Below are 16,244 nucleotides of genomic sequence, written 5' to 3' on the forward strand. Positions count from 1 at the left end.
CCGTCACCGGGCCGCCCCCTACCGGAAGACCCACACCATGCTGAACATCGCGGACGAGCTGCATGCCTGGTGCCGCGCGGCACGCCCCTTCGCCCTCGCCACCGTCGTCCGGGTCGGCGGCAGCGCGCCGCTGCCGCTCGGCACCTCGCTGGCGGTGGACGCCGAGGGGAACGCCATCGGCGGCGTCTCGGGCGGCTGCGTGGAGGGCGCCGTCTACGACCTGTGCCGCCGTGTCCTGGAGACGGACGGGCCCCCGGCGGTGCGGGAGCGGTTCGCCCACTCCGACGAGGACGCCTTCGCCGTGGGTCTGACCTGCGGCGGCGAACTCGACGTCCTGGTACAGCGCGTCGACCCCACGGCCGAGCCCCACCTGGTCGCGGTCCTCGGCGCGGTGGCGGCGGGGCGGTCCGCCGCCGTGGCCCGGGTCGTGGAGGGACCGCGGGAACTCCTCGGCCGCACCCTGTCCGTCCTCGACGACGGGGACCCCGGGGCGTACGGCGGGACACTGGGCGGCGACGAGCGGCAGGACCGGGCGGCGGCGGACCGGGCCCGCGCCCAGGTGCGGACCGGACGCACCGCCCGCGCCGGGATCGGCGGGAACGCCGCGACCTGCCCCGACGGACTCACCCTCCTGATCCACGTCCACGCCCCACCGCCCCGCATGCTCATCTTCGGCGCGGTCGACTTCACCGCTGCCCTCAGCCGCGCCGGGCGCTTCCTGGGCTACCGCGTCACCGTGTGCGACGCCCGGCCGGTCTTCGCCACCCTGGCCCGTTTCCCGGACGCCCACGAGGTCGTCGCCGACTGGCCGCACCGTTACCTGGCCGCCACCGGGGTGGACGCCCGTACCGCGGTCTGTTCCCTCACCCACGACGCGAAGTTCGACGTACCCCTGCTGGACCTGGCCCTCCGCCTCCCCGTCGGCTACGTGGGCGCGATGGGCTCCCGCCGCACCCACGCCCGCCGCCTGGAAGTGCTGCGGGAGGCCGGCGTACCGGAGGAGCGGCTCGCCCGGCTGCGCTCACCGATCGGTCTGGACCTCGGTGCCCGTACCCCCGAGGAGACGGCGATCTCCATCACCGCGGAGATCGTCGCCCACACCCACCGCGCCTCCGGCGTTCCCCTCTCGCGCACCACGGGCCCGCTGCACCCGCCCGCCCGGGATGCCGCGGAGAGCCGTCAGCCGCCCTCGAAGTGACCGGCGGGGGCCACTCCGCCGTCGATGTGCCCGTGCGGCTCCCAGGTCCCCTCGGGCGTGGCCTCGGGCACCACCCGGTGGCTGTCCCAGGGCCTCGCCAGCGCCGACGCCGCCGGGGCCAGACCTCCCACCACAGTCGCGGCGAGGAACAGCGCCGCAGCGAATCGCTTGCCCATCCGTACTCCTCCATCGATCGACCGGATCCCGGACGCCCATCCTGTGTGCTCCGTCCCACCGCGGCCAGGAGCTTCGACGCTGGTCGAAAGGGCCTGGTCAGGCGCCGCCCCGGTGCACGAGCCGGGTGCCGAGCGGGGTGGGCAGGTGATGGGCGTGCGGGCCGGTGCGGTGGGTGGTGATCAGTCCGGCGTCGCGCAGCACGGTGGTGTGGTGGGAGACGGTGGCCGCAGAGACACCGGTACGCCGGGCGAGGTCGGTGGTGGTGACGCCCTGTCCGGTGGCGATCAGGTACAGCATCTGGGCGCGGCTGCGGCCGAGGAGGGCTTCCAGGGGGCCGGGCCGGGGCTCCCCCGGCCGGCCCGGCTCGGGGATCCGGACGGTGTCGTGCGGGACGGGAAACAGCACGACGGGCTGCTCGGAGGACAGGAGGAGGGCCGGCCGGCGGCCGCAGAAGAGGGACGGGACGAGGCGCAGGCCGCGCCCTTCGAGATGCAGGTCCTCGTCGTAGTCGGGGGAGAACACCTCGAGTACGGGCGGCGTCCAGGTGAGGGTGGGGTGCAGCCGCGAGAGCATCGCGTCCAGTCCCTCGGTCAGCAGCGTGCGCGCCGCGGACGTCCGGGCGGCCTCGGCCCCGGCGTGCAGATGGCGCCGCACAGGGGCGATCACCGCGCCGTGCCACTCACGCACCGCCTGCTCCACGGTCTCCAGTGCCCGTGGTGAGCCGTCGGCGACGGCGCCCGCCCAGGCCGGAAGCGGTCTGCCCGTGAACCGGGTGAAGTTCTCCATGTCGCCGCGCAGGAAGGCGTTCGGCGTGTGGAGCAGTGCGTCGAGGCCGGTGTCCAGGTCGGTGGAGACCAGCGGGGTGAGGAAGTCCGGCATGAATCCGTGCGGAGGTATCAGCGATTGCAGGCGGCGCGCGGAGGGCGGCACCCGCTGACGCGCCCAGCGCTGCCAGCGCCTCGCCTCAACCCGGGTCCAGGGCTGCGGTGTTGCAGGATTCGCAGGCTGCTCACCGTTTCGTGCAGAAGATCCGGCCCGTCCCCGAGGGACACCCGCAGCAGGTCGTCACGCGTGAAGTGAAGGCGAAAAGCCACCGAGCCACTCCCCCCAAGACTCTAATATGATATCCATATTCAACAAGCCCGGTGCTCCGCCAACACGGTGCGCACATACCGGTCTTGGGACCGGTAACCATGCATGCGAACGGTAAAAGCGAGTGACGAGCGATCACAAGCACACTGACGTGAGCGATCACGTGGACACGGGGAGACCGGGCGGGCTCGCCGACGGCGTGCGCCTGACCGTGCGGAGCGTGGTGCAGGTCCTGCTCGGCGGGTTCGCGCTGCTCACGATCGTCACGACCGCCGCGGTGCTCGGGCCGTTGCTCGCGCTCGACCTCTACACACCGTCCGTCGCCGCCTGGTGGACGGTCTTCACCGCCGTGGTCGTCCAGGGGGTGCCGTTCCTCCTGCTCGGTGCGCTGGTCTCCGCGGCCGTCGGCGCGCTCGTGCCGGAGCGGGTCTTCACCCGCTTGCTGCCGCGCCATCCGGCTCTCGCGGTGCCGGTGGCGGGCACGGCCGGTGTGGTGCTGCCGGGGTGCGAATGTGCTTCCGTCCCGGTGGCCGGCAGTCTCATACGGCGCGGAGTGGCCCCGGCGGCGGCGCTGGCGTTCCTGCTCTCCGCACCCGCGATCAATCCCGTCGTGCTCGTCGCCACGTCGCTCGCGTTTCCCGGCCAACCGATGATGGTGGCGGGCCGGTTCATCGCATCGCTCGCCACCGCCGTGGCCATGGGCTGGCTCTGGGCGCGCTACGGCCGCTCGGAGTGGCTCCGGCTGCCGAAGCGGCCGGCGGCCGAAGCGGGCACCTCACGCGCGGGTGCCTTCATGGCGGCGTTGCAGCACGACTTCCTGCACGCCGGGGGCTTCCTGGTGCTCGGGGCGGCCGCGGCGGCGAACTTCAACATCACTGTGCCGAAAGCACTGCTGGACGTCTTCGCGGCGTCCCCCTGGGTGTCGGTACTGCTCCTCGCGCTGCTCGCCGTGGTGCTGTGCGTGTGCAGCGAGGCGGACGCCTTCGTCGCCGCGTCGCTGAGCGGGTTCGGCCCGGTGGCCCAGCTGGCGTTCATGGTGGTCGGCCCGATGGTCGACCTCAAGTTGTTCGCGCTCCAGGCGGGCACGTTCGGACGGGAGTTCGCCCTCCGGTTCTCGAGCGTCACCTGGGTGACCGCGGTGGTGAGCAGTGTGCTCGTGGGGTGGTGGCTGCTGTGAGCAAGTACGGACCCGCCATGCTGTTGCTGCTGGTCGGCGCCGCGGTGCTGCGCATCTCGCTGTTCAGCGACCTCTACCTCCGCTACGTCCAGGCAGGCCTGCGCCCCTATCTCGTCGTCTCCGGGGCGTTGTTGATCCTGCTGGCTCTGACGGCGGGCACACGGACCGCGCTGACGGCGCGGAAGGACACTCCCGATGCCGACAGACACGATCACCTCGCCGAGGACGAATCGGACCACGCTCACTCGCACACGGCCGGTCCGCGCGTCGCCTGGCTGCTCGCCGTCCCCGCCCTCGCCCTTCTCTGCTTCCCGCCCCCGGCGCTCGGTTCGTACAGTGCGGCGCGGGAGGAGACCCGCAGCGGCGAGGAGTACGCCGGCGTCGGCACGTTCCCCGCGCTGCCGGCCGGTGACCCGGTGGAGCTGACCCTGGCCGAGTTCAGCGGCCGCGCCGTGTACGACAACACGTACTCACTCAAGGGCCGCACGGTGCGCCTGACGGGGTTCGTCACCAGGGGCGACGGCGGCACCTGGTACGTCACCCGGCTGCTGGTGGCGTGCTGCGCCGCCGACGCGACGACGGTCAAGGCCGAGATACGCGGCGCGGAGGCACCGGCGACCGACACGTGGGTGACGGTGACGGGCACCTGGCACCCCCGGGGCGAGCTGGGCACGGACGCGGCCTGGCCACCCGCGCTGGACGCCACGACCGTCCGCGCCGTCGCCGAGCCGTCGGACCCCTACGAGGAGCGCTGAGCCCCGCCGAGATGGCATCCGCGCTCTCAGCCGCCCTGCGAAGGAGACCCAGCGGGGCTGCGGCGAGCGGCCCCTGCGCCACGAGCACAACCGGCGCCGCCTGGGTCCGGGAACAGCGGCCATGTGGGCGGCAGTGAACAACAAGGCTGCCATCAGCCCGTAGGTTGGCGCATGACGAACTGAGCGATGGAGACGTGCGGCGCGGTGATCAAGGCGCTTTCGAGCGTCCCGGGGTTTGAGAGCACGCCCCTCGATCACTCCTGACAACCAGTCAGTGACCCCGACGGACACCCGGTCAGCGGCACGGTCTACGCGGCCCATCCTCACGATCACGCCTGCCACCACCCGCTGCATGACGTCCACGGCTACCTGCTCCGCGCCCCGGTTGGAGGAGCCGGCCGTCCCCTTTCGGACAGCCGGCGCCGGTTTCACCGAGATCGAGGCCGCGGGCACCGGGCGCCCTGCCGGTTCTGGACGCCGCCGGCCCCGGCTTCCGTCCGCCCTGACATCCGCAGGCACGCCCAGCCGGAGGTCCGGTCATGACTCCGCCGAGTCATGGCCGGACTCGGGGCCCGTCGCGCGAGCGGAGCCACTACCAGGAGGACTTGGTGACCCCCGGCAGGAAGCCGGCGTGGGCCTGCTCACGCACGCGGACGCGTGACAGGCCGAACTTCCGGAAGTGACCGCGCGGCCGCCCGTCCACGCTGTCCCGGTTGCGCACGCGGGTCGCGCTCGCGTCGCGGGGCTGGCGCCGCAGTTCTTCCACGGCGGCCCGGCGTTCGGCGTCGGTGGAGGACGGCCGGCGGATGATCTCCTTCAGCTCCGCACGGCGGGCCGCGTACCGCGCGACGGCCGCCTTGCGCTTCTCGTTCTGCGCGATCTTGCTCTTCTTGGCCATCAGACCTTCCCCCCTCGGGCGCGGATGCGGGCCACGGCGGCCTCGATGCCGATGCGGTCGACGGTCTTGATCGCCTTCGCGCTGAGCGTCAGCCGGACATACCGCCCCTCGCCGGGCAGCCAGTAGCGCTTGCGCTGGATGTTGGGGTCGAAGCGGCGCGAAGTGCGCCGATGCGAGTGGGAGACGGTGTTGCCGAAGCCCGGCTGGGAGCCGGTCAGTTGGCAGTGGGCGGACACGGTCGTACCTGCCTCTCTCAAGGACGGTCAGTTTTCGATAATGGGAATCATTGTCATATACTAGCGTCCATGGCACGCAACGAGGTACGCCCGGTCATCAAGCTCCGATCCACCGCGGGAACCGGCTACACGTACGTCACCCGCAAGAACCGCCGCAACGACCCCGACCGCCTGGTGCTGCGCAAGTACGACCCGATCGCCCGGCGCCACGTCGACTTCCGCGAGGAACGCTGACCTCCCGCCGCTCCGCCACCGGCCCCGAACTCAAGGACGCCCCATGAAGCCCGGAATCCACCCTGCCTACGGTCCCGTCGTGTTCCGCGACCGTGCCGCGAACTACGCGTTCCTCACCCGCTCCACCATGACCAGCGACAAGACGATCGAGTGGGAGGACGGCAACACCTACCCGGTGGTCGACGTCGAGGTCTCGCACGTCAGCCACCCCTTCTACACGGGGACCGCCCGGGTCATGGACACCGCAGGGCGGGTCGAGCGCTTCGAGCGCCGGTACGGCCGACGCGGAGCCAACTGATGCGCGGCGGATCCGGACTCCCCGTCGTCATCGTCGCCGGGCTCCACTCCGAGGCACGCCGCATGGTCGTGGAGCACCTCTTGCACCTGGTGCCCGACAGCGTCACTCTCCACCACGACCTCTCCACGGCGGCCGACGGCACCGTCCTGCGCCAGGTGCGCGATGCCTCCGGCGAGCTGTCCCGGGGCGAGGCCCCGTTGGTCAACGACTGCGCATGCTGCGCGCTGCGCGAAGACGTGGTCCCCGAGCTGGAACGGCTCGCGGACGCCGGCCTCACCCGGCTCGCCGTCCTCGAGCTGTGGGACTCCGTCGAACCCAAGGGGATGGCCGAGGTCCTCGTCCAGCACGGTGCCGACGCGGTCCGGCTCACCAACGTGATCACGGCGGTCGATCCCGCTCTCGTCCTCCCCTGCCTCGGCAACGGCGATGACCTGGCCGAGGCGGGCCTGGCGGCCGCGGCCGGCGACCAGCGCACGGTCGGCGACACCTGGGCCCGGCAACTGGAGTACGCCCCCGTCCTCGCTGTCGTGGAGAACGAGGACGCCGACGACGAGGACCGGGCGCTCCTCGCCCAACTGCACCCCACGGCCCGTCGGGTGAGCGCCGACTCCCCGGAGCTCGCCGGGCTGGCCTACGCCGGCTTCGACGCCGAAGCGGCCGCCGCGGCCCAGCACCCGGCCTGCGCCCTGCTCCCCCAGGAAGCCGACGAGGCAGGCGTCACCACCTTCGTCTGGCGTCGGCACCGCCCGTTCCATCCCGGACGCCTCCACCAGGCGCTGGAAGACCTCTGCTGCGCCGCGGCCCGCAGCCGCGGACGGTTCTGGCTCGCCGACCGTCCCGACACCCTGCTCGCCTGGGACGCCGCGGGCGGAGCCCTGTGCGTGGAGAGCGCCGGCCCATGGCTCGCCTCCCTTCCGGATGCCGCCTGGGAGATGGTCCCGCCCGTACGCCGCGCGGCCGCCGCACTGGACTGGCACCCCGAGCACGGCGACCGCTGCCAGCACCTCGTCTTCACCTCACCCGGTCTGGACCGCGACGGGCTCGCGCGGGTGCTGGAATCCTGCCTGCTCACCGACGCCGAATACGCGGCGGGCCCCGAAGCATGGAAACGACTGCCGGCTGCCTTCGGCTCCCTGCTCGGTCCCGCCGCGTGACACCGCCCCGTCCACCACATCACAGAAGGAGCACCATGAGCCCCCGTCAGGGCCCCCGCAAGCCGGTCACGTCCCGTCCCAATCCGCTGGACGCGGCAGGGATCACGTACATCGACTACAAGGACACCGATCTGCTGCGGAAGTTCATCTCCGACCGCGGCAAGATTCGCAGCCGCCGCGTCACACGCGTCACCGCCCAGCAGCAGCGGCAGCTCGCCGCGGCGATCAGGAACGCCCGGGAGATGGCGCTCCTGCCCTACTCGGCTCGGTGAGCGGCCACCCCTCGGTCCGGGCGCGCTGCGGACGAGCGTGACGCCCTCAGGCGAGGGCCGTGCCCACGAGCATTCCGGCGCGTGCCGACGTGTTCGTGGTGTGCCCGACCTCTCCGGCCCCCGAGGCCGCCCGGGTCAGGACCGCTTGTCCGCCGGTTCGAGGATCGCCACGCACTCGACGTGATGCGTCATCGGGAGCATGTCGACACCGGACGGCGATGAGAAAGCGCAGGTCAGAAGGTATTTTCTGATATGGTCGTTGATCTGGTTGGTCACCACAAGGACCTCCGGACCGAACCGGGGCGCCGGTTCGCGGACGAGGGCGACCATGTCACCGCTGTCGGCCACGTTGGTCCAGTGCTTGACCGGCGCCGGCCAGATCCCCGTGCCGTCCTGCTGTGGTGCGGGCTGTAGACGGTCGAAGACCAGCCCGGCGAGGCCCAGCGGGGAACCGAGGGTGATCAGCGTCAGCGGCGGCCGCTCCGGCCGGAGAGCGCACAACACCTCGTAGGCAACCACCGAGCCCAGCGAGTGCCCCACAACCACCCGGGTGTCCGACGTGATCAGCTCCGCAGTCCGAGCCCGTACGGCGTCACGCAGCTCGGGCTCTGTGAAGTAGCCGGTCGGAGACAGCACCAAAGAATCGAGTGCGGGTGAGGGCGTGCAGGGCGCGGCGCACCCGGTCCACAGAAAGGGGGCGACTGGCAAGATGGCCGAGGGCGCCAGGGCAGCAGCGGGGCCAGCGCCCGTACCGTCCGGCCCCCCAGTGTCCGGGCCGGGGATGCCGGGATTCAGCCGAGCGGCCTCCCGCCACCAGGTCTCCAGCAACTCGGCCTGGAACCCGGGCTCCACATCCTCCGCCCGGTAGTAGGGCTCGCCGCGCGTGCCGGTCTGCCTGTAGAGATCCCCATATCCGGCGCAAGCAATGTCGTCGTCCGACAGCCGCCCGAGCGTGGGATCTCGGCGTAAGGCAAGTCCGACTCCGCCGCGCAACGCCGACGCGATTTCCGCCAACATGGTCTCAGTGGTATCAAGTTGACGCCCCACCCCGTGCACCACGGCAACCCGGCTCATGGTCCCCCTCATGCGCGTTCCCGTGCTCCCGTCACGAGTTAGTCGGAGGCAGTGTCAGGGTCTGATCTCTTCCCCTCTACGCCGTTCATCGACTTGACGGGCAAAATCCCTGCTGAGGTCAACCGCCCCCGTAGAGACCCGGCAGGTCGACCAGGAGGAGATCATCACGTCTGGCCGCCAATTCGACCAGGTCCGGGTAGAAACCGTGCAAGGAGAACAGGGCCAGCGTGGCGCCTGTGGTGTCGTAGCCCTGGCCGGTGAGCAAGCCCCGGATGTGCTCGAGGCGTTGCAGGTCACCGGTGCCGCGGCGGGCGGCGGTGGCCTTGGCCTCACCGATCAGGGCGATCCGGGCGCGCGGCGCCTGCGGACGCTCCCCCAAGGCGAGGGCGAGCACGTCGACCTCGTGCTTGGTGCGGGCCGCCGGGTCGGCGACCTCGGTGGTGCCGACGGGGCCCGGCAGGCCGCCGGGAAGCAGGGTATGGGCGTAGCGGCGGGTGAAGGTACGGGCGAGATCCTCGAAGTGCGGTCCCAGGATCTTGGAGTTGAAGGTCGTCGTAGCGGCCTGCCACGCCTGTTCCGCGAAGCCCTGCTCGACGATGGCGGCCTGCGGCAGCGTGATCAGTTGGTTGAAGCGGATGACGGGGTCGGCGAGTGTGATGATCGGGTGGCGCGGGCGCAGGATGTCCTGCTCGCGCTGGATGTAACCGGTGGACTCCAGGATGTCCAACGGATGTGTGACGGCGTTGCGTTGACGCTCCAGGGCTGCCCCGATCTTCGTCGGGGTCGAGGCACCCTGGGCGATCGCGGTGAGGATGTCGTAGTACAGGGTGTGCTGGGTGATGCGCGGGTCCTCCCGCAGCAGGTACTCGGTCTCTGTGCGCGAGTAGACGGCCCGGCCGGGGTCCAGGAGCGTGCGGGTCAACCAGGCGGCGAAGCCGTCGTTCGGGTGGGGGCGGGCGGCCACCGGCCGGTAGCCGGGGGCTCCGCCCAGGACGGCGTGGACCTGCAGGGCGGTCAGCGGATCGTCGATCCGCCAGAAGTCGCGTGCGGCCCGGTAGTCGAAGGCACCCAGCCGGAGGTCGATCACGGCACGACCCCGCAACGGCTTGGTGCCCGAGAGCAGTTCGTGCATGACGCTCATAGCGGAGCCGCAGAGGATCAGCCGCGGGCCGGGGCAGACGCCGGTGCCGCTTCCGCGCTGGCGCTCGTCGTAGAGCTGCTGGAGCAGCCCGGGGATCTCCGGCGAGTGCTGGAGCAGATACGGCAGTTCGTCGATCACCAGCAGCGGCGCACCCGAGCGAACGGTTACATCAAGCGCGTTGGTCAGGACTTCGCGCCAGTCGGACAGCCGCAGCGTGCCGGGCTGCAGACCGGCGTGGGCCGCGACCGCGTCGCCGAACCGCCGGATTGCTGGCAGCCGACCCTCCTCCCGCACCGCGGTGACATAGAGGCCGCCCACCCGCTCGCACAACGCCTGCAAGAGATACGACTTCCCGTGCCTCCTGCGCCCCGACACGATGCCCAGGCGCATCGCCGGATCCGGATCCGTGACGAACTCGGCCAGCAGGTCCCACTCCCGGTCCCGGTCGACCACATCTTCAGGCTTGAGCGGCAGGTTCTTGTTCATCAGAGAAACCCCACATCGGGACAGGTCCGCTACATCGCAGGATGTATAAGTCTACTTGTACAGGCAGACCTGTTAAGGAGGACGTCCGGCTATCCGGCCCAAGGCCACAACAGTGTGAGATACCGCTGTCCGTGCCGATGCGCAGGCATCCGTAGGCGCACTCCTCTCCACAGCCGACCCTGCCTCGCACCGGTCACTCCCCTGAACGGCCCCATGATCCGCCGGGATCCGAGCGTCAATCGAGCGCCAAGATTTCCGAAAAGACGGCGCCGTCGCGCACCGCAGCGCCCCCGACCAGAGGAAACACGCAGGCCGGGCCATGTGGGCGGATCGACCTGCTGCTATTTACGCGTCAGGCACCCTTCTTGTCCGGCTCCAGGATCGCCACGCACTCCACATGATGCGTCATCGGAAAGATGTCCGCCTGAGCGAGACTCGGAAAAGACCAGGTCATGGCCTGTTTCTAGGCTCGCTGTCCCGCTCGCCGGCACCCAGAGCGTCAAACGAGCGTCACGACCGACAGCCCATCCTTCCTCTCCCTTCGGGGCGGAACAGGCGGCCACGGGAGCTTCGAAGGCGGCACCAACGGGCAGTACCCCTTCGCGGCCCGCCACAGCGGCAAGTGCCTCACCGTCGACAACGGCTCCACCGCCAACCGTGCTCGCCTGTCGCAGCAGCCCTGCACCAACTCAGCTGCCCAGACGTTCACTCCGGCCGGCTGATCACGGGTCAGCAGGTCGCGGTAGAGCCCGGTGTCCAGCACCGGGCCCCGTCGGGGCGTCCCGCCCATCCGCTCCCGCCGACTCACCGACTCACCGACTCACGCAACGTCTACGTGCTACGTGCTACGTGCTACGTGAAGGCTAAGACGCGCTCAAGGATGCGGCGGCCGGCGCGGCCCCAGGTCGGCTACTGGCCGGGCCGGTGAAGGCGTCGGCGACACACTCGCCGAGGACGGTGACGCTCCCGGAGAACCCGGTCGGGCCATGGTCGCTGTCTGCCTCTCTCAAAAAGGGTGTGGCCTGCCGCCTTCACGTGGCTCCTGCTGGGCGGGTCGCCCCGCGTCCGCACCGGGGAACGGCACCGGACTGGTGGCCAGATGCAGTCCTTGCGCAGGTATTGACATGCCATTCAAGACGGACGTAACTTCCCTGCCACAAGGTAGTAACGCGCGTTATTAAAGCGCGTAACCCGAGACGTTACCTCGCCTTAGCCCGGCCGAAAGGGACTGGAAGTGGCCACGAACAGGACGCATCGCGTGACCATGAGTGATGTGGCCCGCCACGCGGGTGTCTCACGGACAACGGTCTCCTTCGTCCTTAACGACAAGCCCGGCGCGGCCATCCCCGAGGAGACCCGTCGTCGGATCCTGGAGGCGATCGACGAGCTCGGCTACCGGCCCAACGCCGGGGCGCGGGCGCTGGCCGCGAACCGCAGCAGGTGGTTCGGACTGATCACCGAGATCGTGACCGGTCCCTTCGCGGGGGAAGTGATCACGGGCGCGCAGAGCCGCGCCTGGGGTGACCGGAGGTTCCTGCTGATCGCCGCGAGCGAGGGTGACCCCGCCCAGGAGGCTGCCGCGCTCGACCAGATGCTGGAGCACCGCGTGGAGGGGCTCCTGTACGCCACGACCTGGCACCGCGCCGTCACGCTCCCCAAGGCCGCCCGGGAGGTCCCGACGGTGCTCGTCAACTGCTACGACGCGGAAGGGAAGCTGCCGTGCATCCTGCCCGACGAGGTGTCGGGCGGATACAAGGCGACCCGCCGGCTCCTGGACGCAGGTCACACCCGCATCGGGTTCATCAACCTCGACCCGGCGATCCCGGCCGCCGTCGGCAGGCGCGAAGGATACGAACGTGCCCTGCGCGAGGCCGGGATCATCCCTGACCCCTCCCTCGTCGTCCCCGGCTGGGCGACCGCAGACAGCGCCTATACCGCCGCCCGCGAACTGCTGGACCGCCCGGCCGGCGACCGGCCGACCGCGCTGTTCTGCGGAAACGACCGGATGGCGATGGGCGCGTACGACGCGATCAAGGAACGTGGGCTGCGCATCCCGCACGACGTGGCCGTGGTGGGGTTCGACAACCAGGAACTCATCGCCGCCTATCTGCGGCCGAAGCTGACCACGCTCGCCCTGCCCTTCGAGGCCATGGGCACCAAGGGCATCGACATGCTCGCCGCTCTCGCAGCGGGACAGCCGCTCGACACCCGTCAGGTGACGATCGACTGCCCGCTGCTCGAACGCTCGTCGGTCTGACCGCTAATCAGTCCGCCGAGGAATCCCATCCCGTCTTCGCCCTGTGTGTTGAAGAAAGGAAAAGAGTCTCCATTATGGCACCCTCCCGCATACCTTCACGGCGGCCCCGAGCCGTCCTGAGAGCGGTCACCGCGACCGCCGCCGCGGCCCTGCTCCTGTCCGCCTGCACGGGTGGCTCGGGCACCTCCGGCGCCGGGGACACCTCCGGCAACCAGCTGCTCACCATCCCGCGCGAGGATCTGGCGACGTTCACGCGCAACTTCAACCCGCTCTCCCCGCAGGCCGCCCCCATGACCAAGGAGGCCATCTACGAGCCGCTGGTCGTGCACAGCATGGCGAACGCCAAGGACACGCCGTGGCTGGCCACCAAGTGGGAAGAGGCGAAGGACGGCAAGTCCCTCACCTTCACACTGCGCGAGGGCGTCAAGTGGTCGGACGGCAAGCCGCTCGTCGCCGATGACGTCGTCTACACCTTCGAGCTGCGCAAGAAGGTGCTCGGCGGCCTGGAGTACCTCGACAAGGTCACCGCGGTCGACGCGCACACGGTGAAGTTCTCCTTCAACAAGCCCTTCTCGCCCGGCTTCTTCGAGATCGCCGGCCAGCAGATCATGCCGAAGCACATCTGGTCCAAGGTCAAGGACCCGGCGAAGTTCACCAACCCGAACCCGGTCGGCACCGGCCCGTACACGAAGCTGGAGAAGTTCCAGGCCCAGTCGTACGAGCTGCGCAAGAACCCCGACTACTGGCAGCCGGACAAGCCGCAGATCGCCGGTATCCAGATGCTCGCCTTCTCCGGCAACGACAGCGCCAACCTCGCCTTCACCAACGGTGAAGCGGACTGGACGCAGTCGTTCATCCCGGACATCGAGAAGTCTTTCGTGACCAAGGACAAGAAGCACAACCACTACTGGAACCCGCCCGCGGGCGCCATGATCAATTGGCAGCTGAACACCACGAAGGCCCCCTTCAACGACCCGGCCCTGCGCAAGGCGCTCAGCATGGCCGTCGACCGCGACCAGATCACCAAGGTCGCGATGAACGGCTACGCCGAGCCCGCCGACTGCACGGGCCTGGCCCGCACGTACGACAAGTGGCGCGACAAGGACCTCGCCGCGTCCTGCACCTGGACGAAGTACGACACCGACGCGGCAGCCAAAGCCCTCGACGAGGCCGGATACAGGGAGAGCGGCGGTAAGCGGAAGCTGAAGAACGGCAAGGACTTCACGCTCGACATCTCCGTCGGCTCCGCCTCCTCCGACTGGATCTCGGCCGCCAACATCATCAAGCAGAACCTCGCGAAGGTCGGCATCACCGCCACGGTGAAGACGCCCGACTGGGGGGCCGTGGTCAGCTCGTACGAGCAGGGCACCTTCGAGACCGGCATCGTGTGGAGCAACAACGGCGCCACCCCGTACGAGTACTTCCGCGACGTGATGTCGAGCGCCATGCTCAAGCCCGTCGGCGAGAAGGCCACCCAGAACTACCACCGCTTCGCCGACAAGAAGGCCGACAAGCTCATCGACGCCTTCGCCGCCGCCACGGACGAGAGCGAGCAGCGCGAGCAGGTCGACGCGCTGCAGAGGCTGTACAACGAGGACGCGCCCGCGGTGCCCCTGTTCACCGGACCCGAGTTCGGCGCGTACACCGACAAGCGCTTCACCGGCTGGCCGTCGGCGGACAACCCGTACGCCACCCTCGGCAACCGCAACTCCAGCACGATCCTCGTGCTCACGTCGCTGAAGCCCGTCAAGAGCTGACGCGAGTCCGCGCGGACCGGTGGCCGTCCTCCTCCCCGACCTGGACGGCCGCCCCCGCGCACCGCATCCCCGTTCACCCCCACCGACAGGGAGCACGAGCAGTGCGTCTCATCCTGCGCAACCTGGGGTTCTATCTACTCGCCTTCTGGGCCTCCATCACCCTCAACTTCCTGCTTCCGCGATTCATGCCGGGCGACCCGGTCTCCCGGATGTTCGCGCAGCAGGCAGGCGGGATGCAGCCCGAGCAGATAGCCCAGTTGCGGAAACTCTTCGGCCTCGACGACCGTCCCTTGTGGGAGCAGTACGTCTCCTACGTCAAGAGCGTCTTCACCGGCGACCTCGGCATCTCCATCTCCCGCTTCCCGACCCCGGTCACCGAGGTGATCGGCTCGCAGATCGGCTGGACGCTGCTGCTCGGCGGTACCGCCCTCGTCATCGCGGCCGTCGTGGGCAACCTGCTCGGCATCGTCGCCGCATGGCGGCGTGGCGGCGTCCTCGACTCCGCCTTCCCACCGCTCCTGATCTTCGTCGGCTCGTTCCCGTACTTCTGGCTGGCGATGGGCGCGCTGTACCTGTTCGGGGTGACGCTGGGCTGGTTCCCGCTGCGGCACGCCTACGACGCGGGTCTGACCCCCGGCGTCAACGCCGAGTTCCTGGCGAACGCCGGCACCCACCTCGTGCTCCCGGCCCTCACCGTCGTGGCCGTCACCGTCGGCAGCTGGATGCTCGGCATGCGCAACACCATGATCGCCACGGCAGCCGAGGACTACATCACCATGGCGGAGGCGAAGGGGCTGAGCCCCTCGCGGATCATGTTCCGCTACGCCGCCCGCAACGCACTGCTCCCCTCCGTCACCAACTTCGGCATGGGCCTCGGCTTCGTCGTCGGCGGCGCTCTGCTCACCGAGGTCGTGTTTGCCTACCCAGGCATCGGCTTCCAGCTGCTGGCAGCCGTGCAGGGTCTCGACTACCCGCTGATGCAGGGCATCTTCCTCACCATCACGGCAGCCGTGCTCCTGGCGAACTTCCTGGTCGACATCATCTACGTCCGCCTCGACCCGCGCGTGCGCGTCCGCTGAAGGGAGCCGACGAGACATGACCGCCGTAGACATCGCGGGCAAGACCCCGGCCGCAACCCCGCCGGCCGCGCCCACCGCGCAGGGGCCGGGCCGACGACGCGGACTGGCACGCCAGCTCCTCGGCAGCAAGAAGGCACTGTCTGGCCTGTGCCTGCTCGCCGTCTTCGCACTGCTGGCGCTGCTCGCGCCCGTCCTCGCCCCCGGCGACCCGTCCCTGATCAACTCCACGGGCAGCCAGGCTCCTTCGGGGGCGCACTGGCTCGGTACGACCACGAAGGGGCAGGACGTCCTCGCGCTCACCCTGTGGGGCGCGCGCTCCTCGATGTTCGTCGGGTTCACCGTCGGACTCGCAGCGACCGGCATCGCCATCCTGGTGGGCCTCGCGTCCGCGTACTTCGGGCGGCTGGTGGACGACGCGCTGACCCTGTTCACGAACGTCTTCCTGCTGCTGCCCGGCCTGCCGCTGCTGGTCATCCTGGCGGCGTTCCTGCCCCCGGGAACCTCCACCGTCGTCCTGGTCCTGGTGATCACCGGCTGGGCGGGCTCGGCCCGGGTGCTGCGCGCGCAGGCCAGGTCGATCCGCGGCAAGGACTTCGTGGCCGCCGCCGTCGTCACCGGTGAGCGCCCGCTGCGGATCATGTTCCGGGAGATCCTCCCCAACATGGCGTCCGTGGTGATGACCACTCTGCTGGGCTGTGTCGTCTTCGGCATCACGTCCCAGGCGGCGCTGGAGTTCCTCGGCCTCGGCGACAGCAGCGTCGTCAGCTGGGGCACCAACCTCTACTGGGCCAGCAACGACGGCGCGCTGATGACCGGCACATGGTGGGTCTTCGTCCCCTCCGGACTGTGCATCGCCCTCGTCGCCTTCGCGCTCGCCCTGGTCAACTACGCGGTCGACGAGATCACCAACCCGAGGCTGCGCTCCGTGAAGCGTCGACCCGTGAAGAGGAGGGGCTGAG

The 16,244-nt window shown here is 70.0% G+C and carries 17 protein-coding genes and 1 pseudogene; 12 read left to right on the forward strand and 6 right to left on the reverse strand.

The window, feature by feature from the left end:
* Window positions 1–37 precede the first annotated feature (37 nt).
* Window positions 38–1,198, forward strand: coding sequence for an XdhC family protein (locus AC5L3C_RS08805; protein ID WP_493648234.1), 1,161 nt, complete (start codon window positions 38–40; stop codon window positions 1,196–1,198).
* On the opposite strand, the gene AC5L3C_RS08810 is transcribed toward AC5L3C_RS08805, so the two are convergent.
* The gene (locus tag AC5L3C_RS08810) at window positions 1,180–1,374 is read right to left on the reverse strand and encodes a hypothetical protein (RefSeq protein WP_493648236.1); all 195 of its coding nucleotides are present in this window, start codon (window positions 1,372–1,374) and stop codon (window positions 1,180–1,182) included. The genes AC5L3C_RS08805 and AC5L3C_RS08810 overlap by 19 nt on opposite strands.
* 97 nt (window positions 1,375–1,471) lie before the next feature.
* Window positions 1,472–2,254: an ArsR family transcriptional regulator gene (locus tag AC5L3C_RS08815; RefSeq protein WP_493648237.1), complete on the reverse strand. Its 783-nt coding sequence runs from the start codon at window positions 2,252–2,254 to the stop codon at window positions 1,472–1,474.
* 364 nt (window positions 2,255–2,618) lie between these two features.
* On the opposite strand from AC5L3C_RS08815, the gene AC5L3C_RS08820 reads away from it, so the two are divergent.
* Together AC5L3C_RS08820 and AC5L3C_RS08825 are read left to right on the forward strand one after the other, a co-directional pair.
* Window positions 2,619–3,644 (forward strand): permease, encoded by a 1,026-nt coding sequence (locus AC5L3C_RS08820; RefSeq protein WP_493648239.1) that lies wholly within the window; start codon window positions 2,619–2,621, stop codon window positions 3,642–3,644.
* A complete protein-coding gene (locus AC5L3C_RS08825; RefSeq protein WP_493648241.1) occupies window positions 3,641–4,399 on the forward strand; it encodes a TIGR03943 family putative permease subunit in 759 nt (252 codons plus the stop codon). The genes AC5L3C_RS08820 and AC5L3C_RS08825 overlap by 4 nt, the downstream gene beginning before the upstream one ends.
* A 592-nt stretch (window positions 4,400–4,991) precedes the next feature.
* Here AC5L3C_RS08825 and rpsN read toward each other — a convergent pair.
* Together rpsN and rpmB are read right to left on the reverse strand one after the other, a co-directional pair.
* A complete protein-coding gene (rpsN, locus tag AC5L3C_RS08830; protein WP_493648243.1) occupies window positions 4,992–5,297 on the reverse strand; it encodes a 30S ribosomal protein S14 in 306 nt (101 codons plus the stop codon).
* Entirely contained in the window at window positions 5,297–5,533 is a 237-nt protein-coding gene (gene rpmB, locus AC5L3C_RS08835; protein WP_493648245.1) for a 50S ribosomal protein L28, read from the reverse strand. Before rpmB ends, rpsN begins: the two co-directional genes overlap by 1 nt.
* A gap of 69 nt (window positions 5,534–5,602) precedes the next feature.
* Here rpmB and rpmG point away from each other — a divergent pair, with 69 nt between their 5' ends.
* Genes rpmG through rpsR form a run of 4 tightly spaced genes read left to right on the forward strand, consistent with a single transcriptional unit; the run spans window position 5,603 to window position 7,491 of the window.
* The gene (gene rpmG, locus AC5L3C_RS08840; RefSeq protein WP_125503678.1) at window positions 5,603–5,767 is read left to right on the forward strand and encodes a 50S ribosomal protein L33; all 165 of its coding nucleotides are present in this window, start codon (window positions 5,603–5,605) and stop codon (window positions 5,765–5,767) included.
* A 43-nt stretch (window positions 5,768–5,810) separates the two neighbouring features.
* A complete protein-coding gene (locus AC5L3C_RS08845) occupies window positions 5,811–6,065 on the forward strand; it encodes a type B 50S ribosomal protein L31 (RefSeq protein WP_125503679.1) in 255 nt (84 codons plus the stop codon).
* The gene (locus tag AC5L3C_RS08850; protein ID WP_493648248.1) at window positions 6,065–7,219 is read left to right on the forward strand and encodes a CobW family GTP-binding protein; all 1,155 of its coding nucleotides are present in this window, start codon (window positions 6,065–6,067) and stop codon (window positions 7,217–7,219) included. The genes AC5L3C_RS08845 and AC5L3C_RS08850 overlap by 1 nt, the downstream gene beginning before the upstream one ends.
* A 35-nt stretch (window positions 7,220–7,254) precedes the next feature.
* Entirely contained in the window at window positions 7,255–7,491 is a 237-nt protein-coding gene (gene rpsR, locus AC5L3C_RS08855) for a 30S ribosomal protein S18 (RefSeq protein ID WP_493648250.1), read from the forward strand.
* 135 nt (window positions 7,492–7,626) lie between these two features.
* Here the strand turns inward: rpsR and AC5L3C_RS08860 are convergent, their stop codons facing one another.
* Both AC5L3C_RS08860 and AC5L3C_RS08865 read right to left on the reverse strand, forming a co-directional pair.
* Window positions 7,627–8,565 (reverse strand): antibiotic ABC transporter ATP-binding protein, encoded by a 939-nt coding sequence (locus AC5L3C_RS08860; protein ID WP_493648252.1) that lies wholly within the window; start codon window positions 8,563–8,565, stop codon window positions 7,627–7,629.
* Window positions 8,566–8,683: 118 nt separating this feature from the next.
* Window positions 8,684–10,192 (reverse strand): AAA family ATPase, encoded by a 1,509-nt coding sequence (locus tag AC5L3C_RS08865; protein ID WP_493648254.1) that lies wholly within the window; start codon window positions 10,190–10,192, stop codon window positions 8,684–8,686.
* 581 nt (window positions 10,193–10,773) lie between these two features.
* Here AC5L3C_RS08865 and AC5L3C_RS08870 point away from each other — a divergent pair.
* The 5 genes and pseudogenes from AC5L3C_RS08870 to AC5L3C_RS08890 all read left to right on the forward strand — a co-directional run.
* Window positions 10,774–10,914, forward strand: a pseudogene (locus tag AC5L3C_RS08870) (RICIN domain-containing protein); the annotation flags it as partial.
* Between the two features lie 542 nt (window positions 10,915–11,456).
* Window positions 11,457–12,449, forward strand: coding sequence for a LacI family DNA-binding transcriptional regulator (locus tag AC5L3C_RS08875; protein ID WP_493653785.1), 993 nt, complete (start codon window positions 11,457–11,459; stop codon window positions 12,447–12,449).
* Between the two features lie 74 nt (window positions 12,450–12,523).
* Window positions 12,524–14,206 (forward strand): ABC transporter substrate-binding protein, encoded by a 1,683-nt coding sequence (locus AC5L3C_RS08880; protein ID WP_125503743.1) that lies wholly within the window; start codon window positions 12,524–12,526, stop codon window positions 14,204–14,206.
* Window positions 14,207–14,307: 101 nt separating this feature from the next.
* Entirely contained in the window at window positions 14,308–15,285 is a 978-nt protein-coding gene (locus AC5L3C_RS08885; RefSeq protein ID WP_125503745.1) for an ABC transporter permease, read from the forward strand.
* Window positions 15,286–15,301: 16 nt separating this feature from the next.
* Window positions 15,302–16,243 (forward strand): ABC transporter permease, encoded by a 942-nt coding sequence (locus AC5L3C_RS08890; protein ID WP_125503746.1) that lies wholly within the window; start codon window positions 15,302–15,304, stop codon window positions 16,241–16,243.
* The last annotated feature ends 1 nt before the right edge of the window (window position 16,244 follow it).

It is taken from the genome of Streptomyces speibonae, assembly GCF_984686075.1.